The organism is Cocleimonas sp. KMM 6892, assembly GCF_035798195.1.
GTDB lineage: Bacteria > Pseudomonadota > Gammaproteobacteria > Thiotrichales > Thiotrichaceae > Cocleimonas > Cocleimonas flava.
This window is the reverse complement of record NZ_JAPFBV010000006.1, coordinates 78,410-103,475: the sequence shown is the minus strand read 5'-3', so window position 1 is coordinate 103,475 and position 25,066 is coordinate 78,410. Positions and strand designations below refer to the sequence as shown.

The following is a 25,066-nucleotide window of genomic DNA, read 5'->3' as shown; positions in this document are numbered from 1 at the left end:
TTTTGTGCTCGATGTGTGAAAGAACAGACAGTGTATTTTTATTTTAAGATGAACTATAGTGATGGTTTTTGCACTATCCATGAAGAAACCTCATGATTGAAAACAAACACCTGAAAATCATTCAAGCACTCCATCTCAACGGCACATTGACAGAAGCCGCCAACACCCTCTACCTGAGTCAGTCTGCTTTATCACACCAAATCAGTTATTTAGAGAATAAATTAGATACCAAATTATGGGAAAGAGAAGGCAGAAATTTACGCCTGACTCAAGCTGGTAAATTGCTATTACAAACGGCCGAACAAGTATTACCTGTAATTAAGCAAACCGAAGAAACGCTTAAGGCGTATAGCGAAGGTCGTCAGGGAATATTACGCATTGGCGTCGAATGCTATCCCTGCTATGAATGGTTAACAGGTGTAATTGGGGTATTTTTAGAGAAGATGCCCGAGGTAGATATTGATATTGTGAATAAATTTCAGTTTTCAGGTTTGGAAGGTTTACTCAATCAACATATCGATATGTTGGTCACACCTGACATGGAAATTCGCGATAAAGTCCATTACGAAACCATCGCAGAATACGAACTGGTATTGCTGGTCGCTAAAGATCATCCATTAGCAAATCACAAAATCGTTTCACCGGCTGAGCTGGCAAAAGAAACCTTGTTGAGCTTTCCTGTACCTTTGGAAAGACTGGATATCATCACTGAGTTTTTAAATCCCGCGAGCCTCAAACCCGCCAAGATGAAGCAAATCGAATCGATTGAGTTGATGCTGCAAATGACAGCGCTTGGCCGTGGTGTTTGCGCCTTACCGCAATGGCTTGCAGAAGAATCGACCAGGAAATATCCCTTGCAGACCTTGCAGATCGGAGAAAACAGTATTCATAAAAAACTGTATATCGCCCTGCGCAGTAACGATACGGAGATCAGCTACATTCAGAAATTCATCGGTATTGGTAAAGACATGGCGAATCAGAAGTTAGAGGGGATAAACAACTAATCAAGAAATAGGGATAGAGGCAGGGATAGAAATTCAATAAATGACTTAGTCACCCCCCTACTTTGAGGCACTTTTTTTTATTCACCTAATGATGAATAAAAAACAATTTCCCCAGAGATTATATTGTACATCGACGATTCCTTAAGGAATCTACGATGAACCTTTCTGGCTCCTGGTGAGCCTCGACTTGGTGAATTATGAGCTATCGGAAATAGAGCTGAGACTTATCAATCATTGTACATCGACGATTCCTTACGGAATCTACGATGAACCTTTCTGGCTCTTGGTGAGCCTCGAAAGGTCATTTCCTACGACGAGAACGTCTAGGTGCATCTTTTTGCACATACGCCCCTTCAGCAATAGATAACTTACCTTCAAGCTGTGCAATTGCGCCGGTACTTAATTCGCCCAATCGTTGTTCAATTTCTTCTTTAGATGGAGAATCACCTTTGCTGTGATTATCAATCGCCTTGCGCATTGCTGCGACGTGATTATAAGATGTACCGCAACAGCCACCGATGATTCTGGCACCTGCGTCTATAGCCATCCCAGCATAATCTGCCATGATTGCTTCTGTTCCGCTGTAGACGATTTCGCCATCGATATACTGTGGTACGCCGCAATTGGCTTTTGAGATAATAATAGTCTCATCGGCTTTATCACATTCTAAATTAGAGAGCGCTGTTCTGATATTCACAACCGCCGCGAGTAACTCTGCCGCTCCGATACCGCAGTTAGAGCCAAATGCAATTAGTGGTGTATCCATTTCATTTGACGCTTTAACGATATCATCAGGTGATAAACCCATCATGGTGCGGCCATTGGTGTCAATACTGTAAGTCGTCACAATCGGCAAACCCAAACCTGTGCATGCTTCAACAGCAGCTGCAGCTTCTTCTTTGGATGATAGTGTCTCAATCCAGAAGACATCAACACCGCCCTTCTTCAACGCTTCAGCTTGTTCACGAAATGCCACGACCGCTTCTTCATGAGTCATCGTTCCTAACGGCACAATCAATTCACCGGTTGGCCCCATCGAGCCAGCACAGACAATTTGACGACCCGATTTTACGATTTCAGCTTTGAGTAATTTAACGCCATTTACGTTGAGTTCTTCGACACGTTTTTCCGCACCGTGTAACTTCATTCGATATTGTGTGCCACCAAAGGTATTGGTCAAGATGATGTCTGAACCTGCTTCGACAAAATTACGATAATGCTGAGAAATTCTATCGGGGTGATCTGTATTCCAGAGTTCTGGCGCATCACCGGTTTGTAACCCCATACCAAATAGATTGGAGCCAGTTGCCCCATCTGCCAGAAGTACGCCTTTTTCTTCGAGTAAATCGTGTAATAGTGTCGACATGGTTTTAGTTCTTACTTGTTGTATATAAAGGTATAAAGGCATTATCCCACTAAATGCAGGTACTTTCATTAAGCCTTGAGTAGATGTCGCAACGGTTATCAAGCATGACGTAGAAATCGGCTTATTCACACATATCTATGTGCAAAGCGTAAGCCACCTCCCCACTTTGAGGCACTTTTTTTATTTGACGGAAACTTAAAGCGTTTGGCTAACATCTGAAAAACTTCCATGTTAATATTCTCTGCCATCCAAAACGTAGAATTTACGTGAAAGTAACAAATAACCAATGACAGTAACGACATGAATATCCAATCAGCAATTAACAAAGCGATAGAAAGAGAAAACCTCAGCATTGATGAGATGACTGATGTCATGCACCAGATAATGACAGGTCAGGCAACCGATGCTCAAATAGGCGGATTTCTTATCGCGATGCGCATGAAAGGTGAAACCGTTGAAGAAATTGCAGCAGCAGCAAAAGTGATGAGATCACTCGCTACACCGGTAAATCTAGATAAAGACAAACTGGTTGAAATCGTCGGCACAGGCGGAGATGGCAGTAGCACCTTCAATATTTCAACCGCTAGTTGTCTGGTTGTTGCAGCAGCTGGTGGACGTGTTGCCAAACATGGTAATCGATCTGTTTCTAGCAGCTCCGGTGCTGCGGATTTACTCGAAGCATCGGGTGTCAATCTTGAAATAACTGCAGATCAGGTAAAACAATGTGTCGATGATATTGGCGTCGGTTTTATGTTTGCACCCAAGCATCACAGCGCAATGAAGCATGCTATCGGCCCGCGTAAAGAAATGGGTGCACGCACCTTGTTTAATTTACTCGGTCCTTTGACCAGTCCTGCTGGCACACCGAATCAAGTGCTGGGGGTTTTCAGTAAACAATGGGTAAGACCGGTTGCCGAAGTACTCCTGCAATTAGGTTCGAACCATGTGATGGTTGTGCATGGCAAAGATGGGATGGATGAGATCAGCATCTCTACAGATACCTATGTTGCCGAGCTCAAAGATGGAGAGATTACAGAGTACACTATCAAACCTGAAGACTTCGGTTTAAAGCAAAGCCCCATTAGCCATATCCGCGTCAAGAATGCCGAAGAAAGTCTGGCAATGGTCAATTCGGTTTTAAACAATGACAATAGTCCGGCGAGAGATATTGTTGCTTTGAATGCTGGTGCGGCTATCTATGTTGCTGGCTTGACCGCTTCACATCAGGCTGGCGTTGAACGCGCTTTAGAAGTGATTGAATCTGGTGCGGCCCGCCAGAAATTACTCGACCTTATCCACGAAACTAACTCGTTCTAGCTGTTGCTAGCGATACTGGAATTTTAACACCATGGAAAGTAACACCCCTGACATTCTAAAGAAGATTATTCTTCGTAAAGAACAAGAAATAGCTGAACGCCTTCAAATAAATAGTTTGGACGACGTTATCAAACGTGTTGAAAACGCTTCACCTGTACGTGGTTTCGTCAACTCAATGCAACAGCGTATTGCCAATGGTGATGCTGCGGTAATTGCTGAAGTTAAAAAAGCCTCGCCAAGCAAAGGCGTGATCCGCGAACATTTTATACCCGCTGAAATTGCTAAAAGTTATGAGAACGGTGGCGCTAGCTGTTTATCTGTTCTGACGGATATCGACTTTTTCCAGGGCAGTGACGAGTATTTACAACAAGCTAGAGCCGCTTGTGAGTTACCAGTAATTCGTAAAGATTTTATGGTCGACCCTTATCAGGTTTACGAAGCACGCGCGATGGGGGCAGATTGTATACTGCTGATTGTCGCTGTATTAAGCGATGAAAAAATGTCATCGCTATATCATCTGGCGCGAGAGCTCGGCATGGATGTGTTAATTGAAGTACATGATGAAGAAGAACTGATGCGTTCATTACCGCTAGACGCAACCTTAGTCGGCATCAATAATCGAAATCTGCGAAACTTCGAAACCTCGCTAGATACCACTCTGAACCTGCTTGATAAAATACCTGAAGAGCGCATTGTGGTGACAGAAAGCGGCATACATAATGCCGAGCATGTGAAATTGATGCGTGATCATCAGGTGAACGCATTTCTTGTTGGCGAAGCCTTTATGCGCGCAGATGAGCCAGGCGAAGAGCTAAAGAAATTATTCTTTTAGTCACGTGTAATTATTTTTAATCGTTTTCCAAGTTAAACACGTTTAAAACGCTTTAAAACAATCCAAACGTAACAACGATACGTACTCATAAACCTAACACAATGATTTGGTAATTTTTACCCATGTTCACCTATCCTGAAATTGATCCTATTCTTATCCATTTCTCTGAAACCACTGGAGTACGTTGGTACGGTTTAATGTATGTCATCGGCTTTGTTGCTTTTCTTGTTTTAGGAAAGATCAGAGCTAGACGCCCACACAGCCCGGTTAAACCAGAGCAAGTTGACGACATCATGTTTTATGGCGCAATTGGCGTCATCGCAGGTGGCAGGATTGGGGAGATGTTCTTTTATCAATTTTCAGAATTGATGGCTGACCCAATGAAGCTGTTCCGCTTATGGGAACCCGGCATGAGTTTTCATGGTGGTTTAATTGGCGTTTTAATCGCCATGTTGATACTTGCCAGAAAATGGAATCTACGCATTCTACAACTTGGTGACTTTATCGCCCCAATGGTGCCTATCGGTTTAGGCGCTGGCAGAATGGGTAACTTCATCAATGGCGAACTTTGGGGACGCCCTACTGATGTTCCGTGGGGAATGGTTTTCCCACACGTTGATGACCAAGCGCGACACGCCTCGCAACTCTACGAGTTTATTGGTGAAGGTGTATTGCTATTTCTTATTCTGTGGTTTTTCTCGAAAAAACCACGTCCGCTAGGTGCCGTTTCAGGGCTTTTCCTACTCGGTTATGGTATTGCCCGTTCGACCGTAGAGTTTTTCAGAGTTCCGGATAATAGTGATTTCCTTGGAATTGAATGGCTCACACAGGGCCAACTATTATCCATACCGATGATCATTGCTGGTATCGGATTAATCGTATGGGCATACAAAAGTAACAATGCAGACATAGAGCCGAGAACCAAAAAGGGAGCAAAAGCATGAAGCAATATCTAGACCTTATGCGTCACGTTTATGAAAACGGCACGGTTAAAGAGGACCGCACAGGTACTGGCACCAAATCTGTTTTTGGCTATCAGGCGCGTTACGATTTATCAGAAGGTTTCCCTCTTGTAACTACCAAAAAATGCCATCTGGGTTCTATCATCCATGAGCTATTATGGTTTTTAAAAGGCGACACCAATATCAAATATCTCAAAGATAACGGTGTGCGTATCTGGGATGAATGGGCTGATGAAGATGGAAACCTGGGACCTGTTTACGGTTCGCAATGGCGCTCATGGCCTACACCGTCAGGTGATCATATCGACCAGATTTCAATGATTATTGATCAAATCAAAAATACGCCTGATTCACGTCGAATTATCGTAAGCGCATGGAATGTTGCTGACGTTGAAAACATGGCGCTTCCACCTTGCCATGCGTTCTTCCAGTTTTATGTGGCGAACGGCAAGCTTTCTTGCCAATTGTATCAACGCAGTGCTGATATCTTCCTCGGCGTGCCTTTTAATATTGCTTCTTATGCGCTATTGACCATGATGGTGGCGCAGGTTACCGGACTGGAAGCGGGTGATTTTATTCATACGCTGGGCGATGCGCATTTGTATTCTAATCACATGGAACAGGCCGAATTACAATTAAGTCGTGATCCACTGCCACTCCCAACGATGAAAATTAATCCTGACGTGGATTCTATTTTCGATTTCAAATTCGAAGATTTTGAATTACAGAATTATGAAGCGCATCCTCATATAAAAGGGGTGGTTGCTGTTTAGCAAACCCACCCCCCTACTTAAAGGCGCTTTTTTAGAACATTCGAATTGAGCCTCTATCGATAGAGAGCTGTTTAATCCAGCTCTGTAGATTCCTTTATCAACGCATCATAGTCTTCACTACTCATCAAATTGCGTTCCAGTATTAATTCTCGAATAGTACGTTTCGACGTTAATGCTTCGACCGCTATTTCAGATGAAATCTCATAACCCAATTGCGGATTCAAAAGCGTCACCAAGGTGATACTCTTTTCCAGATTTTTCTGACAATGCTCGATATTCGGCGTGATACCTGAAACGCAACGATCACCCAGAATGCGCATTGCACGTTTCATAATGTCGATCGATTGAAACAGGTTTGCAACCATCACCGGCTCAAAAGCATTCAATTGCAATTGCCCACCTTCACACGCCAGCATGACGGTCAGGTCATTACCCATCACCTGATAAGCCACTTGATTGACCATCTCTGGAATCACCGGATTCACTTTGCCCGGCATAATTGATGAGCCGGCTTGTACTGGTGGTAAATTAATTTCGCCAATACCTGCCCGTGGACCACAAGACAGCAAACGTAAATCATTACAGATTTTTGATAGCTTGGTCGCAGTACGTCGCAACACGCCAGACCATGTAAGATAAATACCAGTATCAGACGTTGCTTCGATTGGATTTGCGGCAGGTGTTACTGAAAACCCGCTGATATCTGCTAAGTGTTTACAAGCCACAGCGGCAAAACCTTTGGGCGCATTAACACCTGTGCCTATCGCTGTTCCACCAAGCCCTACTTCGCCGAGTAACCCTTCTAAATCGCGAAAGCGTTGCTTCTCTTCGCTCAAGGTATCGGCAAAGGCCTGAAACTCTTGCCCCAAGGTCATGGGAACCGCATCCTGTAACTGGGTTCTACCAATTTTATAGATGGATTTAAATAATTCCGCACGATCTTTGAAATGCCCAATCAACTGCTCAAGGGCAGCCAGTAAATCTGCATGGCTTAATAGCAATCCAACACGAAAAGCGGTCGGATAAACATCATTGGTAGATTGGGATAAATTTACATGGTCATTGGGGTGTAAATTCTTATAGCTACCTTTTTCATGACCAAGTATTTCCAAGGCACGATTAGCAATGACTTCATTGGCATTCATATTAGTCGAGGTACCTGCGCCACCTTGAATCAAGTCGACGACAAAGTGCTCATGCAATTTGCCATCGATGATTTCATCACAGGCCTGATTAATCGCAGCTGCTAATTTTTCATCAATCAGACCAAATTCTAGATTAGCGGCCAAAGTGGCTTTTTTGACCATCGCTAATGCGATAATAATGCGTGGAAAATGGTTAATTTGAACCCCGGTTATGGTGAAATTTTCCAGTGCCCGAGCAGTATGTACGCCATAGTAAGCGTCTTTGGGAATATCTAAACTACCAAGGAAATCTTTTTCTGTACGTATTGCCATAGCAACCTCTTAGTTAGTGTATGAAAAGGCTTTGTTAGCAGGATAAAAAACACAAGCCTGTGAATTAACTTTATAGACCAAACAATCAATGTATTTATTAAATAATAGTTAAATTTTCACTTTTAAACCCAAATTAAAAAATAAAGAGAAATCATCAAAAAGGTTTCTGTAAGAATAGTGCCCTAACTAAAAGAATCAAAACCAGGCTAAGCAAAAAACTGCCCATAAGTAGGGGGGTGGCTTTCTATTATTTTATAATTAGAAAATACAACTACACTTGTGTAATACACCCAGAAATATTCTGTAAGGAATCGAAATAATGAGCAACACCATACCGGATACCATGACTGCCGCTCTACTCACAGGACACGGCGGCCTGGATAAACTGGAATATCGACATGATGTTGCTACACCAAGCCCTAAAGCCAATGAGGTTTTGATTAAAGTTTCTGCGGCAGGCATCAACAATACCGACATTAATACCCGCATTGCCTGGTATTCAAAATCGGTTACCACAGCCACAGACTCTGGTGCTACAGCAGGTTTTGATGATGCGAATGCAGACGATAGCTCATGGACAGGTGAAGCCATTAAATTTCCCCGCATTCAAGGTGCAGACGTTTTGTGGGGTGATTGTTGCAGTGGGTGATCAGGTGAGTAATGAACGAATTGGTGAAAGAGTTCTGATCAGAAGCATTATGCAAACTTACACTGAATTTAGACCTTACGAGTGTTGGGCATTTGGCTCAGAAATCGATGGTGGTTTTGCGCAATATACCGTTGCTCCGGCAGCAGAAAGTTACCCTGTAAAAAGTGAGTGGAGTGATGCAGAACTTGCATCGATACCATGTGCATATTCTAAGGCTGAAAACATGCTACATCGTGCTGGGATAAAAGCAGGCGAAACGGTTTTGGTAACGGGTGCGTCTGGCGGTGTTGGATCAGCTGCAGTGCAATTAGTGAAACGCCGTGGTGCTCGGGTTATCGCTGTTACCAACCAGTAAAAAGCCGAAGAAGTAAAACAACTTGGCGCAGATGAGATTGTCTTTCGCGGTGAATCTATCACCGATAAAATAGGTGCCGACCAATTAGATGTCGTTATTGATCTGGTCGCTGGAAAAGATTGGCCCATGTTTATCGATGCTTTAAAACGTGGTGGTCGTTATGCAACCGCCGGCGCGATTGCTGGACCTATGGTCGAGTTGGACATAAGAACATTATACTTAAAAGACCTCACTTTTTTTGGCTGTACGTTTCAAGATGAAATCGTTTTTCTAAATTTGATCAAGTACATTGAGGCCAATGAGATTAAACCCTTAGTAGCGAAGACCTATCCCCTTTCTGATATCGCAGCGGCCCAAACGGACTTCTTGCAAAAAACACATACGGGCAAACTGGTTTTAATTCCTCCGACATCTGATGCGTAAATATCCTCAAAATAACAATCAATGACCAGAGCAAAACAAAGACACTACAAATACTAAAAAACACCCTATTTCTGCACAAAAAACGTAAAACTTCTTGAATTACGCTAGAAAGCCTCAATTTATGATAAGACCCGCTATTATTCATTATTTTTATTAAAATAGAATAGCCTTTGTCGATATATCGGGTTAAAATTCACTAAATTTGACGCGTTTTGTCTTCAACTTCCTCTAAAATCAAGAAAAAAGCAAAAATGGCTAAAATACTACTACTGAATGGTCCTAACCTGAATTTGCTTGGGACAAGAGAGCCTGAAATCTATGGTTCTGATACTTTAGACGATATTGCCAAACGCCTTGAAAAACAAGCTTCTGAAAAATCTCACACCTTTGAACATGTGCAAAGTAATTCAGAATCAACGCTTATAGAAACTATTCACCAGGCAGCCAGAGATGGAGTCGAATTTATTTTGATCAATCCTGCTGCTTATACCCATACCAGTGTCGCTATCCGCGATGCTCTTCTGGGGACACAAATTCCTTTTATAGAAATACATATATCCAATGTGCATCAACGCGAAGCATTCCGTCAGCATTCTTATTTTTCAGATATTGCTGTTGGTACTATCGTGGGCTTGGGTGCGCTCGGTTACGAGCTTGGCTTACAGGCAGCTTTAAACCAGTTGGATTAACCATAAAGTCATCATTTGCAGCAAATGTCTGCATAGGTATGGCTAACTTATAGAAATTTAAATTAGAGAACACATTATGGACGTTAGAAAAATCAAAAAACTGATCGAGCTAATCGAAAGCAGCGATATCGCAGAACTGGAGATTGTTGAAGGCGAAGAATCAGTAAGAATTTCACGTAACTCTACAACGCCTGTATATGCTGCACCTCCAGCTGCAGCTCCACAGTATAGTGCGCCACCAGTGGCTACTGATATGTCGGCCTCTCCTGGACTTCCGGATACGAGTGCACCACAAGGCGAAACGATTGATGCGCCAATGGTAGGTACGTTTTATAGTGCCGCTTCACCAACGTCTCCACCATTCGTTAGCGTTGGTTCTAAAGTCGCTATTGGCGATACGCTTTGCATCATCGAAGCAATGAAAATGCTTAACCAGATTGAGTCTGACAAAGCCGGCACTATCAAAGAAATCTTACTAGAAAATGAGACGCCTGTTGAATTTGGGCAACCACTTTATGTTATTGAATAAGCTTGTCTTTTAAACACAGTTTTTTATAAACCCGTTTTATATTAAATTTTTCAAATAGACAGATAAATAATAATCGAGTCAGATATTGAGACAATTAAATGATTAAAAAATTACTCATCGCCAATCGTGGTGAAATAGCATTAAGAATTCTTCGCGCATGTCATGAAATGGATATCAAAACTGTTGCCGTTCATTCAACAGCAGACCGTGATTTAAAACATGTAAGACTTGCAGATGAATCGGTGTGTATTGGTCCACCTTCATCTATGGATAGCTACTTGAATATTCCGGCTATCATTAGTGCTGCAGAAGTTACAGATTCAGATGCGATCCATCCGGGTTATGGTTTCCTCTCTGAAAATGCCGATTTTGCAGAACGTGTTGAATCTAGCGGCTTTATTTTCGTTGGCCCTAAAGCTGAAACCATCCGTGTTATGGGTGATAAAATTGCAGCCAAAGCGGCAATGATAAAAGCGGGTGTTCCCTGTGTGCCAGGTTTTGATGGTCCCATCCCAGATGACCCAAAAGTTTGTTTGAAAATGGCAAAAGATATTGGCTACCCTATTATCATTAAAGCTACGGGTGGTGGCGGTGGTCGCGGAATGCGCGTGGTTTACGATGAGTCTGATTTACTAGAATCTATCTCACTCACCAAAACAGAAGCCGGTGCGGCTTTCAATAACGATGTGGTATTCATGGAAAAATTCCTTGAAAAGCCTCGTCATATCGAATTTCAGGTACTTGCCGATACGCACGGCAATGCCATCCACCTTTGTGAACGTGACTGCTCTATGCAGCGTCGTAATCAGAAAGTGGTTGAAGAAGCACCTGCACCTGGAATTACTCAGGAACAGCGTACACGCATGGGCGAAGCAGTATCCAAAGCCTGTGTTGATATTGGCTATCGTGGCGCAGGTACATTCGAGTTCTTATACGAAAATGGTGAATTCTATTTCATTGAGATGAATACCCGTCTTCAGGTTGAACATCCAGTGACTGAACTAATTACGGGTGTTGATCTGGTTAAACAACAGCTGCTTATTGCATCTGGTGAAGAACTGAAAATCAAACAAGGATTGATTCCGCGTGGTCATGCGATTGAATGCAGAATCAACGCTGAAGATCCTGAAACGTTTGTACCCTCTCCAGGTAAGATCGAGCGTTTTCATATGCCAGGTGGTTTAGGTGTACGTGTCGACACGCATATCTATGGTGGCTACACAGTACCGCCCTATTACGATTCCATGATCGGTAAACTGATTGTGCATGCAGAAGATCGCGAAACTGCGATTAAACGTATGCGCGGCGCACTGTCTGAAATGGTTATCGAAGGCATCAAAACCAATGTACCTTTACAACGACGTATCATGGAAGATACGGCCTTTGTTGCAGGTGGTGCGGGTATTGACTATCTTGAGAAAAAATTAGGTTTATAGGATATTTTGATCTTAAGGATACAACAGCATGTCTGAACAACGTTGGTTACAACTGGTTTGCCAAACAGATCAGCAGAACCACGCAATCATAGAAAACGCGATGGAGAGTGCAAATGCACTCTCTATTACCTTTCAAGATGCAAAAGATACGCCAGTGTTAGAGCCTTTACCGGGTGAAACACCGCTATGGGATGAGCTTATCATCACCGCCTTGTTTGATTACGACACCGATCTCTCTAAATTGACCAACGCTTTAGAAACACATCGTGAAGAATGGCATGTAGGTAACGTATTAGTCGAAACTATCGAAGATCAGGATTGGGAACGCGTCTGGATGAAAGACTTTCATCCCATGCAGTTTGGTGACAATCTCTGGATATACCCCAGTAATTACGATGTTCCGGAAGATGACAGCGTTAAGATATTGCTTGATCCCGGGCTAGCCTTCGGTACCGGCACCCACCCTACTACGTCTCTTTGCCTGGAATGGTTAGATCAAAATCATCCAACCGATAAATTAGTGATCGACTATGGTTGTGGCAGCGGCATTTTAGCGCTGGCAGCCGCTAAACTCGGCTCAAAAAACATTATCGCGACCGATATAGATCCTCAGGCGCTTACTGCAACCTACGACAATATGGAGCGTAATAACATCAGCAAAGATGCCATCCAGTGTTACTTGCCGGATGATTGTCCGCAACAACCTGCCGATTTATTATTAGCCAATATTCTCTGCGGACCACTTCGTGAACTTTTTCCTTTATTCGCTTCACTTACCCGCAGCGGTGGGCAACTCGTTTTATCAGGAATTCTGAGCGAACAAAAAGATCAGATACTCGAAACCTATTCGGCAGCATTTAAAGATTTTAAGGTTAAAATTCTTGAAGACTGGGTAAGAATCAGCGCAATAAAAACTTAATAGCAGAGGTTCTAAAACCACATCCATGTTTACTCAATGCGAACATTGTAAAGCCATATTTGAAATCAATATGCGCGAAGTCACTATCGCTAAAGGCATGTTGCGTTGTGGTGAATGTCATCAGGTTTTTAATGGATCAAAAACATTATCTACCAATATGCCTGAGCCCTACTCTGATAAAAAAATAGAATCTGCCAAAACACAAGAATCCAAAAAGCCCGAAGAAATCAGGCACACGGATATCATCACTGATAACAATAAAGATGGCGGCAATAACGCTGACAAAACTGACAAAAAACCAGCAATCAAAGGGGTCGAAAAAGATTCCGACGGTGTGGGTTTGCGATTAAAAACCACCGCCTTATTACTGTTTCTTTTGCTAATTACTCAGGTTTTATACCATTACAAAGATGAAATTTTAGGTGTAAACCGCTACGAGCCCGATAAAATCCACATGGTCAACCATAATGTCTTTACGCACCCTATTGAAAAAGGTGTGCTATTGATTTCTGCGTCCATGGAAAACGAGGCTGATTTTGATCAGAAATTCCCTATTCTAGAAGTTCGGCTGACTGATTCACAATCCAAACTCGTCGCTCTAAGAAGGTTTAAGCCCAACGAATATTTGGAAAACTACACAGAGTCCATGTTGTTAAAAAAGAATTTAGTCACCAACCTTAAATTGAAAATCAAAGATCCGGGAAGCAAAGCAACCCGCTTTCAGTTTAACTTTTTATAAAGCACTAAATCATTACCATTATGTCGTATCAGATAGGTTCATATACGCTCAAGAGCAAACTTTTGCTGGCTCCGATGGCAGGTATCACCGATCGCCCTTATCGAGACGTATGTCGCCAGTATGGGGCGGGTCTTACTTCGTCAGAGATGATCACTTCGGACCTTTCTCTGCTTAAAACACGAAAAACACAACAACGACTTCCCCAAAGAAATGAACCCAGCCCCAGATCAGCTCAGATCGTAGGTACTGAACCTCATGTGATGGCAGAAGCGGCGAAATTCAATGTCGATCTCGGTGCAGAAATCATCGACATCAATATGGGTTGTCCGGCAAAAAAAGTATGCAATAAAGCGGCAGGCTCGGCATTGATGAAAGACACTAAACTAGTTGCAGAGATTTTAGAAAAAATTGTCGCCGCCGTTGATGTGCCTGTCACATTAAAAATTCGTACTGGCTGGGAGTCAACTCATCGCAATGCATTAGAAGTCGCCCGAATAGCAGAGAACGCAGGAATAGCGTCACTCGCCATCCACGGTAGAACCAGAAACCAAGGCTATACGGGACATGCCGAATACGAAACCATACGCCAAATAAAACACGCTATTGACATACCAGTATTGGCAAATGGAGACATTAAAACCATTGAAGATGCGCTGTTCATTTTAAACTACACCAACGTCGATGGACTCATGCTGGGTAGAATTAGTCACGGTCAACCGTGGATATTTAAAGAGATTAATGATATTTTGGTCGATGCAGCACCAACTTTTCCCATTAAGTTGGAGGAGAAGATTGATACTACGTTAAAACATATCGATGCCATTCATCGCTACTATGGCACTGATCAAGGAGTTCGCATTGCGCGAAAACATATCGGCTGGTATTTATCTAGTTTAGTAGGCCAACAACAGAAACTACTGAAACCTTTGACCAAAGAGATCTACCCAATCTCATGCTCGAAGAAGCAATTACAAAAGTTAGAAAGTATTCTGTTAGCTCTTTAAAGGCCATGGAAACAATTTAATACAAACCAGCAATGTACCCGTATTGTATTAGTATTGATCAATTAAAAAATAATTAGCCTTTTGCTTAGAGTCAGCTGCTCTAACAAAACCTAATAACAAGGAAAGAACAAGCCATGAATCAACCTTTAAAAACACTGCCAGTTATCACAACTACAGGTAGTTCTTTATCAGAAACCACACGCGATACTGTTGAAAACTATTTAATGCTGTTAGGTGATCATGACGCGACGTTTTTATATCGACAAATCATGGATGAAGTGGAAAGACCGTTATTAGAAGTGCTAATGCAACACACCAATGGCAATCAATCACGTACGGCTGCGTGTTTGGGAATCAATAGAGCAACACTTCGCTCGAAGCTAAAAAGACATTCTATTATTTAAACCTGTCTATTCTGGTTATCTGAATGACAGATGCAGAGATATATTTATCCGTGCATCAAACAATAGAGCAGTGACATACCAACACACACAAAAAAGCCTGAAATAATTCAGGCTTTTTTGTGTGTTTCTCGTTCAAATTAACATTCAGTAAAACAACATTAATTTACAGTTTTTATTGGCATCCCTATTGGCACCCCCCTACTTATAGCCGTTTTTTTAGCTACCCCATAGAGAAGACTAAATCACATAAGCAGAGATCGATATATAATGGCTAAGGCTGCCACCTATAACAAACAAATGCCACACTCCATGAGCATGCTTTACCCGATCGCTTAGAATAAAGAACACAACGCCCACTGTATAGAGAACACCACCCACAGCGAGCAACCATACACCCGTAGAGGCTAGACTCTCCGTTAGCGGTTGTATTGGTATAATGACCAACCAACCCATAACCAGATAGATGATTAGCGGTATTATTCGTTTATTTTCTTTATTCGCATCTTTAGGCCAGACATCTATCAGCATGCCAATCAACGCCAAACCCCAAACCACAGCAAATATTGTCCAGCCCCAGTTGCCACGCAGCGTGACCAGCATATAGGGTGTATAGGTACCTGCGATTAGCAAGTAAATTGATAAATGATCAAGCTTTTCGAATAAGTCTCGGAAGCGTCCGCTATGACCATGACACAGGGTAGAACTGATATACAAAAGCAATAAGGTAGTGCCATAAATGCTGGCGCTGACAATTTTCCAGGCGTCACCTGTATTTGCGGCTAAAACAATTAAATAGATAAGTCCGGGTACAGCCAAAACTGCGGCAAGAAAATGCGTAATTGTGTTAAATTTTTCTCCTTGCTGCATTTTTATTATTTCCTTTCCTTCTAACTAGTTTTCTTATTTACTTACTGATAACACACTATTTAGTAACGTTTTTTTAATTTGTTATTTGTAAAAATATTGTTGTGAAGCGTGTTTACTGCTCAGACGATATTGCTTTGCTCTCCATCGATACTTTTTTGACAACAATAGACTTGATTTGGTTCTCGCAAAGCTCAGCTATTCTCTTTCTTTCGCTAAACTCTCCCGCAGGGATCAAAGGAAGAAACGTCAGTATAACATTAATACTCGATTCACCAATGATACCGAGCAGATTCGACATAAAGCTTTGATCTTGCCACAATATTTTAGGGTGTGGCTCACCTTTATCGTTTAAATACTGAACAGCTATCGGTTGAACTGCCAAATTATGATCCATCACTGGCGCAAAAATACGCGCATGAAAACGACGCACATCGCCCGCTGTTGATGTAGTTCCTTCCGGGAACACTAAAATATTATCCCCTGCATTTATTTTGTTAGCGATTTCTTGTGAGGCGCGTTGCGAAGCATTTACACCACCACGCTTTATATAAACCGTTCCACCCTTTTCACCCAACCAACCAATCACAGGCCATTTGCGTACTTCCGCTTTTGATAGAAAACCGGCACCCATACTGCCAACCACCGGAATATCTAACCACGAAGCATGATTTGCGACCCATAATGCAGGCTGATCTGGAGATGGCACATCACCTTTAACCGTGAAATTTAAACCAACAATTTTAATCACGGTTGCCAGCCACCACTTACGCACTTGTTTTTGTTTTAAGGTCGGTATGCCTTTATTTTTAAGAGACTTATCACGAGAACTGAATGCGCCCATCAAAATCATGCCAATAATCGACAAAATAATTAAAGCGGGAATTTTGTATAAAATACGTATAAATTTCATGTAGGGTTAAATATTAGAATAAACAAATTATAAAGATTTTGAAGAAATTATACCTTTTGAATCGGAATAAAATGATCATAATTATCAAGTTTTAAACCTTCTCCCACCCAGGCGTGACCATAAATGACTTCCCACGTAGCGGGGTATAAACCCTCATCCGTTTTAAATTGCTCGTAGGCTGTTTCAAAAGCTTTTAATTTTTGCTTACCCATTAACCCTTTACTGCGACCGCTATGGCTGTTATTTGCACCAATCTGCTTGATATCACGCATAATCTGGCGCACATTCGTGTAGGTCATGGTAATCATTTCCATATCTGTCACCGGATTGATGAAACCTGATTGTAATAGCGCATCGCCAATTTCATGCATATCCAGAAAATGACTGGTGTGTGGTACATTATCTACGGTTGCCCAGCTTTCGCGCATCTCGCGTAAAGTTTCCGGACCCAGAGTACTGAATAACAACAGCCCATTGGGCGCTAATACACTGTGAAAACCAGCAAAGGTTTGTTTTAAATCATTACTCCACTGCAACATTAAACTAGAGATGATTAAGTCTATGCTATCTGCTTTTAGTGGTAATTGTTCGGCATCGGCGCAAACGGCAAGCGGCTTGCGAAACCAGCCGCCCAATTGTTGGCTCTTGCTTGCCATGCTATGCGCCAGGTCTAACGCGACTATTGAAGATTTAGGATAACGTTTGAGTAAATCCTGAGTAATAAAACCCGTACCAGAGCCGACATCCAAAACGGTTTTTGGCGAATGTTTGATGTAATCCAAACGTCCCGAAAGTCGATTCGCTACTTCTTTTTGCAGCACTGCAGAGGCATCGTAGGTATCTGCGGCGCGTTCAAAGTGAAGGCGTGTGGTTTTCTTATCGAACATGATTAATATTTATCAACTTTTATTTGTTTAATGACATCTATTTCGTTTATAGACATCTGTTTGTTTAATAACATCACTTTGAAGTATCTATAAAAGTCGATACTGCGCTAACGAATTCATCGGGGTGCGTCATAAAAGGCGCGTGCCCGGCATTCTCAAGGAGCGTGATTTGAGCATCAGAACGTAAAGATTTCAAATCATTTATCACATCAGCCGGTATTAATCGGTCTTTCCCCGCGAACAACCAGAGTTGTGGATGATGACTCACGCTGTTTCTGAAGTCGCTCTCTGCTAGTAGCTTCAAGCCTAATGTTAAGGAATCTGAAGTCACCCCACTCTTTACTCCAATCTTCACCCTATTAGTCACCCCCCCACTTTTAGGCACTTTTTCTGAAGATGCTGCTTTGTCTTCTGCAGGACAGATATCTTGAATCAGTTCGCGCTGAATCTCTTTCGAACCTGCAACACCCATAAACTGCAACGCAATAAAACGCTTCAATGTACCTTCGATATCTTTGTGTAAATTGATCGCAAAATTATTCAGCACCTTCAAGCTCATGGCATGCGGCCACAAACTTTCTGCACTTTCATCCTGAGAGAAACGTAAAGTGCTAGCCACCAAGGTTAAAGATTGTATTTTTTCTGGTATTTTATCGGCTAAAGCCTGAGCAATTAAACCACCCAACGACCAACCCATGATATGCACTTTTTCCTGATCCAATTCATCAATCAAATCAGAGAATAGCGCCACGATGTCTTGCATCGAGTCTGCGTTGACGTCGTTATTAATGCCATGACCCGGCAAATCTACCAAATGAATTTGATAATGTGACTCCAGCCCCGGTAACACGGGTTTCCAGACATTTGAGTTCATACCCCAGCCGTGTAACAACAAAAGTGTGGGTCTATAATCTGATGACGATCCAAAACCTGATGATTTTACTAAAAGTTTTTTCATTTTTTGCTACACTGCTCAGACACTCATTTTCTTGGTCATATCATGCCTTATTTCCTGGTTATTCTCGCCTATTTTCTTGGTTCAGTATCAACCGCTGTAATTAGCTGTAAGATGCTTGGAAAAGTTGACCCAAGGACCGTAGGCTCTAAAAACCCGGGCGCAACCAATGTACTGCGTTACGCAGGAAAAAAAGCCGCTTTTTTCACATTATTAGGTGATCTACTTAAAGGCCTGGTTCCCGTCGCGATTGGTCATGCACTGGACCTTAGCTGGGGCTGGTTAATATTAGTCGGTATTGCTGCATTCATTGGTCATGTATACCCGATTTATTATGGCTTTAAAGGCGGTAAAGGAGTTGCGACTGCTTTAGGTGTTTATTTAGCATTGAATCCAATCGTTGGTATTGTTGTCATTTTAACCTGGTTGATATCCGCACTGGTTTTCAATATCTCTTCTCTTTCTGCCTTGATTGCAACACTGCTCGCACCGCTCTACTTTTTCTGGGTAACAAGCTCCTTAGATCTGTTTCTGGGATTAGTCTTAATCACGGCGATTATCTACTGGCGTCATCGTACCAATATCGTTGAAATCATCGACGGTACAGAAGATAAAATCTCTGAGAAAAAATAGTCAGATCATTCCAGTAAAGTATGCGGAAAAAATATGCGGATGAATAGGCAACTCGATCACGCTCAGGCTAGCGCTCAGGTTAATCCTCTCGAAGATAGCCAAACGCAGAAGTTTCCTATTTGCATTCTCGCCAATGATATTAATATCGCAGGTAATGTCGGTAGCTTATTCCGGATTGCAGACGCGTTGGGTGTTGAAAAACTCTACCTTACCGGAACGACTGCGACACCTCCAAAATACAAAATTCGCAAAGCGGCACGCGCCAGTGATAAACATGTCGATTTTGAATATCACGAGTCAGCAAACACACTCATCAACACGCTGAAAACCACAGACACCAATATTATCTGTTTAGAAATTACCGAATCTAGCATTGATATCAGAGACTTCAAACCAACAAACCTCTCTGAAAATAGCAAACTGTGTTTAGTCATCGGCTCTGAAAATGAGGGTATTTCCCACGAAATACTCAGCCTTGCCGATCAAACCGTCCATATTCCCATGTATGGCGAAAACTCATCGATGAATGTTGCCACCTCATGTGCGATTGCCATCCATGAATTAATCCAGCACTTCCAAGCGTAGTTTATGGTCACCCCCCCACTTATAAGCCTTTTTTCACCGGTAACCGAATTAAAAGGTGTCGGCCCCAAAATGGCCGAGAACCTTGAAAAGCTGGATATCGAAAAAGTACAGGATTTGCTTTTTCACCTGCCGTTGCGCTATCAAGACAGAACCCAATTCTATGAGATTGGTGCGGTCTCGCATGGCCAAGAGGTGATGGTCATCGGCGAAGTCGAACACTCGGAAATTGTGTATCGCGGTCGACGCATGATGATCTGTACCATTTCGGACGGCACCGGCTTACTCACATTACGTTTTTTCCACTTTAGTAATGCTCAGCAAAAAGCACTGACACGTGGCACCAAACTCAGATGTTTTGGAGAAGTGCGCATCGGTAAAACCAGCCGTGAAATGGTACACCCGGAATATAAAATTTTGACGGGTTCTGATAGCCAGAATACCCAAAGTGGCTTAGCCAAAGCACTGACACCGATTTATCCGGCGACCAAAGGCTTACAACAACGCAGCTTGTTACGATTGGCTCAAGCGGCGTTAAGTCACCTCAATGGGCTAGAAGACCTTATCCCTCATCAAATAGTCGCGGATAATCATTTATACGATTTAAATCATGCACTGCAAGCATTGCATCAACCCGTAGCTAGGGTTTCAGTTGCGCAGTTATTAGCGCGTAATCACCCCGCGCAACAGCGTTTAATCTTCGAAGAATTACTCGCGCATCAACTGAGTTTAAGAAAACTCAGAGAGCAGCAAAAACAAGCGAACGGAATCCCTTTTAATACCAAATCAACGTATTTCAATCGGCTAAAAGATAATTTGCCGTTCGAACTGACCAATGCGCAAAATCGCGTCATCGAAGAAATAGATGAAGATCTGCAGCAAACATGGCCGATGAGTCGTTTGGTACAAGGTGATGTGGGTTCGGGTAAAACCCTGGTCGCTGCCGCAGCTGCGTTAACAGCCATAGAAGCGGGCTATCAAGTAGCGCTGATGGCACCGACCGAAATACTCTCGGAACAACATTTCAAGAACTTTACCGACTGGTTGAGCCCGTTAGGTCTTAATGTCACGCTATTATCAGGCAAGCTAAAAGTTGCAGAAAAACGAGAAGCGCTAGCAGCAACTGAAAGCGGAACGAGCCATTTAATTATTGGTACGCATGCCCTATTCCAGAATGATGTGAATTTTCAACGACTGGGATTAATCATCGTCGACGAGCAACACCGTTTTGGTGTGCATCAACGTTTATCGCTACGTGAAAAAGGTAAGACCCAAACCCAACAAGAAGATATTTATCCACATCAGTTAGTCATGACGGCAACGCCTATTCCACGCACATTAGCCATGACTACCTACGCCGATATGGATTATTCTGTTATCGACGAATTACCACCCGGTCGAACGCCAATCAAAACCGTCGTTATTAGTAACTCGCGACGTGATGAGATCGTGCAAAGAATTGATGTGGTATGTAATGAAGGTGCTCAGGTTTATTGGGTATGTACGCTGATTGAAGAATCAGAAACCTTGCAAGCACAAAATGCCGAAGAAACCACCGAATTACTCCAACAAGCCTTACCAGACTTAAAGATTGGATTAGTTCACGGACGCATGAAGTCTGCCGAAAAAGAAGCCATTATGGCTGAATTCAAATCCGGTAAATTGCATCTATTAGTTGCTACGACAGTGATTGAAGTGGGTGTAGACGTACCCAATGCGACCCTGATGATTATCGAAAATGCAGAACGCTTAGGGCTGGCACAATTACATCAATTACGCGGACGTGTCGGTCGTGGTAGCAAAGCCAGTAGTTGTGTACTGATGTATCAAACACCCTTATCAGATAACGCACGCAAACGTCTGGAAGCATTGCGCAATAGCAACGACGGCTTTGAAATAGCCAGAATAGATCTGGAGATTCGCGGCCCCGGTGAAGTATTTGGCACCCGCCAAACTGGCGAATTACAATTTAGAATTGCCAACCTGATGGAAGACCAGATGTTACTGCCAAAAGTACAACAGGCAGCAAAACAAATGTTAGAGCAATATCCGGAGAATATCGAACCCTTAATCGAACGCTGGATAAAACACGCTGAGGATTATGCATCCGTTTGATGTGAGAATAATAACAAGGTCACCCCCCCTACTTGAATGACAACTCGTTTTTGTTTTATAAAAAACGATATTGGAATTTATGCAAAGCTAGATGAGTTTTTTAATGACTTAAGCCGAACAAGAAAATATGATGATCTTGATCCCTTTTAACGGTTATACCCATGGATATTTCCCACCTAAAGACCTTTCTCGAGATTTACAAAACTCGGCACTTCAGAAAATCCGCTGAAAAATTATTCATTACACAATCAGCCGCAAGTGCTCGTATCAAATTACTCGAAGACCGATTAGGCGTCGCTTTATTCACACGGGATAAACGCAATATTGAACCGACACCTGCCGCACACCGTTTCTTTAAATACGCAGAAATGGTTGTTACTGGTTGGGATCAGGCCAAACAAGTGGTGGCTTTACCAGATGAATATGAGCTATCGATCTCAATAGCCTGTATGGCTGATATCTGGCATTTATTTCTTAAGAACTGGATTGTTGAAATAAAAGATCAACGACCTGAATTTGCTTTTAACTTGATGATCAATCAGTCTCATGATGTATCGGACTTATTAATCAACGGCGCACTGGATTTAGGTTTTGTTTTCGAGCCGATTCAATTGCCTTCGATTGAAGCGCACGAGGTGCTTGAATTTGAAATCAAACTATTTTCGACCACACCGAACCAAACACCCGAACAAGCACTGGATAAAAATTACATAAAAATAGACTGGGGCGTCTCGTTTGAATACGAATATTCACAGGAATATAAAGATCAGGCGATTTCAAATGTGCGCACAAACTATGGTCTGATGGCGATTGATATCATGAAGGACAATGGCGGAGCCGCTTACCTTCCTGACTTAAGTCCTTTGAAAAATGACCCAGCACTGCCACTTTATGAAGTTGAAAATGCCTTTATCTTTAAAAGAAAGCTCTATGCGCTTTATAGAAAAGACACTGAAGTGCATGAAAATATTGCAGAAATTATCAACACCATCAAAACGATTATTGCTTAGACACTCTTTGATTGGATAAAGCCCTGAATGGCAGTGCTAATAGTATATCCAACCATTCACATTGAAATTTTACATATAGGAAAGCACCTGCTTAAAAAAACGATGTTTCTTAACCAGGTGCCGGGGGGATACCCTCAAGGGGTAATTCGGTGACTTGTAGTTGTGTCCTAACGACTAGTCATAGTCGTAATCAAAATCCCAATTCCAGTCGGTATCTTTCATCGCTTTTCTTTCGAAATAGTCTTCGATACGATGACGAGCGCTTCTCTTGGGTTTTGCACGATGTGATTTTCTAGACGTTTTATTATCGTTAAAATTCAGATCATAATCATTATCCGATACTTCTAAAAAGTCATCATCAAAGTCGTCGAAATCATCTTCATAATCGTGCTTCTGATTCTTAGCCATTTATCAATTCTCCAAAATAATAATTAACAGCTTATAAACCTCGATTTTTTAAACAGTACTTTTGTAATGTATGTACTGAAACTTCGAGATAAAATAATTGTTGCACTATTTATTGAGAATAAATAACAAAAAATATTGCTCAAATTGACAAGCGTTTTTGATCAATCGTTAATGTAATAACGAAATTAATTCGTATGAAGCAGGTAGAAAGAATCCATAATCAATTGACAGCTTTATCAAACTGGCTTTAAACGTCCTCCCAAAGTTCGAGTAATTCTTCTGTCGCTAATTCGTAGTTTTCAGTTTTTATAATGGCGGAAATCATGGCGACTGATCCAATACCAGTCTGTTTTAAATCGGCTGCTCTTTGATAGTTGATACCACCTATGGCAACCAGCGGAAATTGCTTACCTAAGAGATTCACCCACTTTTCTACCGCAGTAACACCTTGTGGAATCCAGGGCATGATTTTACTGGTCGTTTCGTAGATTGGACCCAACGCAATGTAACTAGGGTTTATTGCGAGTGTTCTGGCGACTTCGGTATAGCTATGCGTAGACACACCTAAACGACAACCCGATTGTGCGATGCTAGCCATATCAGCATCATCCAGATCTTCCTGCCCAAGATGAATACCATAGGCTTGGTGTTTAACCGCCAACTGCCAATAATCATTGATAAACAGACGGACATTGTATTTCTTTGCGAGCTTAATAGCGGCAATAATATCCTCTTCCACATCATCTGGTTGTTGATCTTTAATACGGAGTTGAATGGTTTTTATACCCAGCGGAATGAGTTTCTGTAGCCATTCAAGTGAATCAACAACGGGGTAAATGCCGAGTTTATTATTAGGTTCTTTGTTGCAAATAATGTTATCAGGCTTGTCATCAGAGACAGCATCGCAACAGGCAAAATCAAAACTCTTAGATAACATCTCTGCATGTTTCACCAGCTTCGGCATATCCATTAATTCAAACGGGTGATGTGTATCGTAATGAGAAAACTGTAATTTATACTGGTTGTTTTCGGTCAAGCTTGCATTACGAATGCCATTACTGATGAGTGCCTTGGCATAAACGATAGAGTCATTCAGAGGAAATCCCAGACTTAATTGACAGGCAATAGCTGTCGCTAATGAGCAACCTGTACCGCGTACATTGCTTCTGTTTTTCCAGCGTTCGCCACTTAAGTAAAAGCTTTCTTCTTCACCTTTGATGTTGGCGCTACCATCGACACTTACGAAGAGATCATTACTCTGATTCGTATCATTAGCATTATACAAGTGACCACCTTTTACCAATACATTTTTTGCACCCAATGTAATTAATTGTTGTGCCGCTGCTTCTAAGTCTTGCTCATTACTAATGGATATTCCGGTCAAGCTTTCTAACTCATCACTATTGGGAGTAATAAGTGTAATCAGAGGGAATAAATCTGTTAGGAATGCCTGTTTACCGGCTTCATCCATCAGTGCCCCGCCTGAACTACTAGCCAGTACCGGGTCGGCAATGACAAATGCTTTACGATGTTTGCTCTTTAATAATTGATTATACGAAGCAATAAATTCGACTACTGCTTTAACCGCATCTGCATTGCCCAGCATGCCGATTTTGATCACGGTAAATGGCTCAGACTTTACACTGCCCAACTGTGATTTTATTTGAGAATAAGCTAATACACCCTGATCGAAGACCCCTTCACTATTTTGAGAAGTTACTGCGCTAACCACACTACTCGCATTTACGCCAAGGTGATGCGCTACTTGCCAGTCGGTTTGTAAACCGGCACCGCTAGGATCAGTGCCACCTATTAAAAGTATTTTGCTCATTGAATCGTGT

The 25,066-nt window shown here is 42.2% G+C and carries 26 protein-coding genes and 1 pseudogene; 19 read left to right on the top strand and 8 right to left on the bottom strand.

The window, feature by feature from the left end; all coding sequences use genetic code 11:
- Positions 1-92: 92 nt before the first annotated feature.
- Positions 93-1,004 (top strand): LysR family transcriptional regulator, encoded by a 912-nt coding sequence (locus OO007_RS16225; RefSeq protein ID WP_325809574.1) that lies wholly within the window; start codon positions 93-95, stop codon positions 1,002-1,004.
- A gap of 301 nt (positions 1,005-1,305) precedes the next feature.
- Here OO007_RS16225 and bmt read toward each other — a convergent pair whose 3' ends face one another.
- Entirely contained in the window at positions 1,306-2,499 is a 1,194-nt protein-coding gene (gene bmt, locus OO007_RS16220) for a betaine--homocysteine S-methyltransferase (protein ID WP_325809573.1), read from the bottom strand.
- A 171-nt stretch (positions 2,500-2,670) separates the two neighbouring features.
- Between bmt and trpD the strand changes: the two genes are divergently transcribed.
- The 4 genes from trpD (at position 2,671) to OO007_RS16200 (ending at position 6,254) form a co-directional block, all read left to right on the top strand.
- Entirely contained in the window at positions 2,671-3,687 is a 1,017-nt protein-coding gene (trpD, locus tag OO007_RS16215) for an anthranilate phosphoribosyltransferase (RefSeq protein ID WP_325809572.1), read from the top strand.
- 31 nt (positions 3,688-3,718) lie between these two features.
- Positions 3,719-4,519: an indole-3-glycerol phosphate synthase TrpC gene (gene trpC, locus OO007_RS16210; RefSeq protein ID WP_325809571.1), complete on the top strand. Its 801-nt coding sequence runs from the start codon at positions 3,719-3,721 to the stop codon at positions 4,517-4,519.
- A 122-nt stretch (positions 4,520-4,641) separates the two neighbouring features.
- On the top strand, positions 4,642-5,463 hold the full coding sequence (gene lgt, locus OO007_RS16205) for a prolipoprotein diacylglyceryl transferase (protein ID WP_325809570.1): 822 nt from the start codon (positions 4,642-4,644) through the stop codon (positions 5,461-5,463).
- Positions 5,460-6,254 (top strand): thymidylate synthase, encoded by a 795-nt coding sequence (locus tag OO007_RS16200; RefSeq protein ID WP_131906622.1) that lies wholly within the window; start codon positions 5,460-5,462, stop codon positions 6,252-6,254. The genes lgt and OO007_RS16200 overlap by 4 nt, the downstream gene beginning before the upstream one ends.
- A gap of 71 nt (positions 6,255-6,325) precedes the next feature.
- On the opposite strand, the gene OO007_RS16195 is transcribed toward OO007_RS16200, so the two are convergent.
- Positions 6,326-7,711: an aspartate ammonia-lyase gene (locus tag OO007_RS16195; RefSeq protein WP_325809569.1), complete on the bottom strand. Its 1,386-nt coding sequence runs from the start codon at positions 7,709-7,711 to the stop codon at positions 6,326-6,328.
- Positions 7,712-8,030: 319 nt separating this feature from the next.
- Here OO007_RS16195 and OO007_RS16190 point away from each other — a divergent pair, with 319 nt between their 5' ends.
- The 10 genes and pseudogenes from OO007_RS16190 to OO007_RS16145 all read left to right on the top strand — a co-directional run bounded on the left by OO007_RS16190 (position 8,031) and on the right by OO007_RS16145 (position 14,858).
- Complete coding sequence (locus OO007_RS16190; RefSeq protein WP_325809568.1) at positions 8,031-8,360, top strand: hypothetical protein; 330 nt, start codon at positions 8,031-8,033, stop codon at positions 8,358-8,360.
- Positions 8,260-8,715 carry an alcohol dehydrogenase catalytic domain-containing protein gene (locus OO007_RS16185; protein ID WP_325809567.1) on the top strand — a complete coding sequence of 152 codons (456 nt, stop codon included), beginning with the start codon at positions 8,260-8,262 and terminating at the stop codon, positions 8,713-8,715. The genes OO007_RS16190 and OO007_RS16185 overlap by 101 nt, the downstream gene beginning before the upstream one ends.
- 12 nt (positions 8,716-8,727) lie before the next feature.
- A pseudogene (locus OO007_RS16180) lies at positions 8,728-9,138 on the top strand (zinc-binding dehydrogenase); the annotation flags it as partial.
- 251 nt (positions 9,139-9,389) lie between these two features.
- Positions 9,390-9,827: a type II 3-dehydroquinate dehydratase gene (aroQ, locus tag OO007_RS16175; protein WP_131906624.1), complete on the top strand. Its 438-nt coding sequence runs from the start codon at positions 9,390-9,392 to the stop codon at positions 9,825-9,827.
- Positions 9,828-9,903: 76 nt separating this feature from the next.
- The gene (gene accB, locus OO007_RS16170) at positions 9,904-10,356 is read left to right on the top strand and encodes an acetyl-CoA carboxylase biotin carboxyl carrier protein (RefSeq protein ID WP_131906625.1); all 453 of its coding nucleotides are present in this window, start codon (positions 9,904-9,906) and stop codon (positions 10,354-10,356) included.
- Positions 10,357-10,454: 98 nt separating this feature from the next.
- The gene (gene accC / locus OO007_RS16165; protein WP_131906626.1) at positions 10,455-11,792 is read left to right on the top strand and encodes an acetyl-CoA carboxylase biotin carboxylase subunit; all 1,338 of its coding nucleotides are present in this window, start codon (positions 10,455-10,457) and stop codon (positions 11,790-11,792) included.
- A gap of 28 nt (positions 11,793-11,820) precedes the next feature.
- Positions 11,821-12,711 carry a 50S ribosomal protein L11 methyltransferase gene (gene prmA / locus OO007_RS16160; RefSeq protein WP_325809566.1) on the top strand — a complete coding sequence of 297 codons (891 nt, stop codon included), beginning with the start codon at positions 11,821-11,823 and terminating at the stop codon, positions 12,709-12,711.
- Between the two features lie 25 nt (positions 12,712-12,736).
- Complete coding sequence (locus tag OO007_RS16155; RefSeq protein WP_325809565.1) at positions 12,737-13,450, top strand: zinc-ribbon and DUF3426 domain-containing protein; 714 nt, start codon at positions 12,737-12,739, stop codon at positions 13,448-13,450.
- A 20-nt stretch (positions 13,451-13,470) separates the two neighbouring features.
- Positions 13,471-14,454, top strand: coding sequence for a tRNA dihydrouridine synthase DusB (gene dusB, locus OO007_RS16150; protein ID WP_131906628.1), 984 nt, complete (start codon positions 13,471-13,473; stop codon positions 14,452-14,454).
- Between the two features lie 134 nt (positions 14,455-14,588).
- On the top strand, positions 14,589-14,858 hold the full coding sequence (locus OO007_RS16145) for a helix-turn-helix domain-containing protein (protein ID WP_131906629.1): 270 nt from the start codon (positions 14,589-14,591) through the stop codon (positions 14,856-14,858).
- A gap of 237 nt (positions 14,859-15,095) precedes the next feature.
- Here the strand turns inward: OO007_RS16145 and trhA are convergent, their stop codons facing one another.
- From trhA to OO007_RS16125, 4 genes are all read right to left on the bottom strand, one after another.
- A complete protein-coding gene (trhA, locus tag OO007_RS16140; RefSeq protein ID WP_325809564.1) occupies positions 15,096-15,725 on the bottom strand; it encodes a PAQR family membrane homeostasis protein TrhA in 630 nt (209 codons plus the stop codon).
- 112 nt (positions 15,726-15,837) lie between these two features.
- Positions 15,838-16,635 (bottom strand): lysophospholipid acyltransferase family protein, encoded by a 798-nt coding sequence (locus OO007_RS16135; RefSeq protein WP_325809563.1) that lies wholly within the window; start codon positions 16,633-16,635, stop codon positions 15,838-15,840.
- Positions 16,636-16,682: 47 nt separating this feature from the next.
- Positions 16,683-17,522, bottom strand: coding sequence for a malonyl-ACP O-methyltransferase BioC (gene bioC, locus OO007_RS16130; protein ID WP_325809562.1), 840 nt, complete (start codon positions 17,520-17,522; stop codon positions 16,683-16,685).
- 73 nt (positions 17,523-17,595) lie between these two features.
- Entirely contained in the window at positions 17,596-18,480 is an 885-nt protein-coding gene (locus tag OO007_RS16125) for an alpha/beta fold hydrolase (RefSeq protein ID WP_325809561.1), read from the bottom strand.
- Positions 18,481-18,522: 42 nt separating this feature from the next.
- On the opposite strand from OO007_RS16125, the gene plsY reads away from it, so the two are divergent.
- From plsY to OO007_RS16105, 4 genes are all read left to right on the top strand, one after another.
- Positions 18,523-19,110 carry a glycerol-3-phosphate 1-O-acyltransferase PlsY gene (gene plsY, locus OO007_RS16120; protein ID WP_131906634.1) on the top strand — a complete coding sequence of 196 codons (588 nt, stop codon included), beginning with the start codon at positions 18,523-18,525 and terminating at the stop codon, positions 19,108-19,110.
- Positions 19,111-19,149: 39 nt separating this feature from the next.
- Complete coding sequence (locus OO007_RS16115; protein ID WP_325809560.1) at positions 19,150-19,695, top strand: TrmH family RNA methyltransferase; 546 nt, start codon at positions 19,150-19,152, stop codon at positions 19,693-19,695.
- 3 nt (positions 19,696-19,698) lie between these two features.
- On the top strand, positions 19,699-21,807 hold the full coding sequence (gene recG, locus OO007_RS16110; RefSeq protein ID WP_325809559.1) for an ATP-dependent DNA helicase RecG: 2,109 nt from the start codon (positions 19,699-19,701) through the stop codon (positions 21,805-21,807).
- Between the two features lie 161 nt (positions 21,808-21,968).
- Entirely contained in the window at positions 21,969-22,817 is an 849-nt protein-coding gene (locus OO007_RS16105; RefSeq protein WP_325809558.1) for a LysR family transcriptional regulator, read from the top strand.
- A 174-nt stretch (positions 22,818-22,991) separates the two neighbouring features.
- Here the strand turns inward: OO007_RS16105 and OO007_RS16100 are convergent, their stop codons facing one another.
- Positions 22,992-23,225 (bottom strand): hypothetical protein, encoded by a 234-nt coding sequence (locus OO007_RS16100; protein WP_131906638.1) that lies wholly within the window; start codon positions 23,223-23,225, stop codon positions 22,992-22,994.
- Between the two features lie 247 nt (positions 23,226-23,472).
- Positions 23,473-25,056, bottom strand: coding sequence for a thiamine phosphate synthase (gene thiE, locus OO007_RS16095; protein WP_325809557.1), 1,584 nt, complete (start codon positions 25,054-25,056; stop codon positions 23,473-23,475).
- Between the last annotated feature and the right edge of the window lie 10 nt (positions 25,057-25,066).

Excerpts from the sequence above, each read along its gene's own strand:
- trhA (WP_325809564.1), bottom strand. The coding sequence starts at position 15,725 with ATGCAGCAAGGAGAAAAATTTAACACAATTACGCATTTTCTTGCCGCA.
- thiE (WP_325809557.1), bottom strand. The coding sequence starts at position 25,056 with ATGAGCAAAATACTTTTAATAGGTGGCACTGATCCTAGCGGTGCCGGT.
- plsY (WP_131906634.1), top strand. The coding sequence starts at position 18,523 with ATGCCTTATTTCCTGGTTATTCTCGCCTATTTTCTTGGTTCAGTATCA.
- OO007_RS16100 (WP_131906638.1), bottom strand. The coding sequence starts at position 23,225 with ATGGCTAAGAATCAGAAGCACGATTATGAAGATGATTTCGACGACTTT.
- aroQ (WP_131906624.1), top strand. The coding sequence starts at position 9,390 with ATGGCTAAAATACTACTACTGAATGGTCCTAACCTGAATTTGCTTGGG.
- OO007_RS16145 (WP_131906629.1), top strand. The coding sequence starts at position 14,589 with ATGAATCAACCTTTAAAAACACTGCCAGTTATCACAACTACAGGTAGT.
- OO007_RS16135 (WP_325809563.1), bottom strand. The coding sequence starts at position 16,635 with ATGAAATTTATACGTATTTTATACAAAATTCCCGCTTTAATTATTTTG.
- OO007_RS16195 (WP_325809569.1), bottom strand. The coding sequence starts at position 7,711 with ATGGCAATACGTACAGAAAAAGATTTCCTTGGTAGTTTAGATATTCCC.
- dusB (WP_131906628.1), top strand. The coding sequence starts at position 13,471 with ATGTCGTATCAGATAGGTTCATATACGCTCAAGAGCAAACTTTTGCTG.
- accC (WP_131906626.1), top strand. The coding sequence starts at position 10,455 with ATGATTAAAAAATTACTCATCGCCAATCGTGGTGAAATAGCATTAAGA.
- bioC (WP_325809562.1), bottom strand. The coding sequence starts at position 17,522 with ATGTTCGATAAGAAAACCACACGCCTTCACTTTGAACGCGCCGCAGAT.
- recG (WP_325809559.1), top strand. The coding sequence starts at position 19,699 with ATGGTCACCCCCCCACTTATAAGCCTTTTTTCACCGGTAACCGAATTA.
- OO007_RS16125 (WP_325809561.1), bottom strand. The coding sequence starts at position 18,480 with ATGAAAAAACTTTTAGTAAAATCATCAGGTTTTGGATCGTCATCAGAT.
- prmA (WP_325809566.1), top strand. The coding sequence starts at position 11,821 with ATGTCTGAACAACGTTGGTTACAACTGGTTTGCCAAACAGATCAGCAG.
- OO007_RS16185 (WP_325809567.1), top strand. The coding sequence starts at position 8,260 with ATGATGCGAATGCAGACGATAGCTCATGGACAGGTGAAGCCATTAAAT.
- lgt (WP_325809570.1), top strand. The coding sequence starts at position 4,642 with ATGTTCACCTATCCTGAAATTGATCCTATTCTTATCCATTTCTCTGAA.
- OO007_RS16200 (WP_131906622.1), top strand. The coding sequence starts at position 5,460 with ATGAAGCAATATCTAGACCTTATGCGTCACGTTTATGAAAACGGCACG.
- OO007_RS16155 (WP_325809565.1), top strand. The coding sequence starts at position 12,737 with ATGTTTACTCAATGCGAACATTGTAAAGCCATATTTGAAATCAATATG.
- OO007_RS16190 (WP_325809568.1), top strand. The coding sequence starts at position 8,031 with ATGAGCAACACCATACCGGATACCATGACTGCCGCTCTACTCACAGGA.
- OO007_RS16115 (WP_325809560.1), top strand. The coding sequence starts at position 19,150 with ATGAATAGGCAACTCGATCACGCTCAGGCTAGCGCTCAGGTTAATCCT.
- accB (WP_131906625.1), top strand. The coding sequence starts at position 9,904 with ATGGACGTTAGAAAAATCAAAAAACTGATCGAGCTAATCGAAAGCAGC.
- trpC (WP_325809571.1), top strand. The coding sequence starts at position 3,719 with ATGGAAAGTAACACCCCTGACATTCTAAAGAAGATTATTCTTCGTAAA.
- OO007_RS16105 (WP_325809558.1), top strand. The coding sequence starts at position 21,969 with ATGGATATTTCCCACCTAAAGACCTTTCTCGAGATTTACAAAACTCGG.
- trpD (WP_325809572.1), top strand. The coding sequence starts at position 2,671 with ATGAATATCCAATCAGCAATTAACAAAGCGATAGAAAGAGAAAACCTC.
- OO007_RS16225 (WP_325809574.1), top strand. The coding sequence starts at position 93 with ATGATTGAAAACAAACACCTGAAAATCATTCAAGCACTCCATCTCAAC.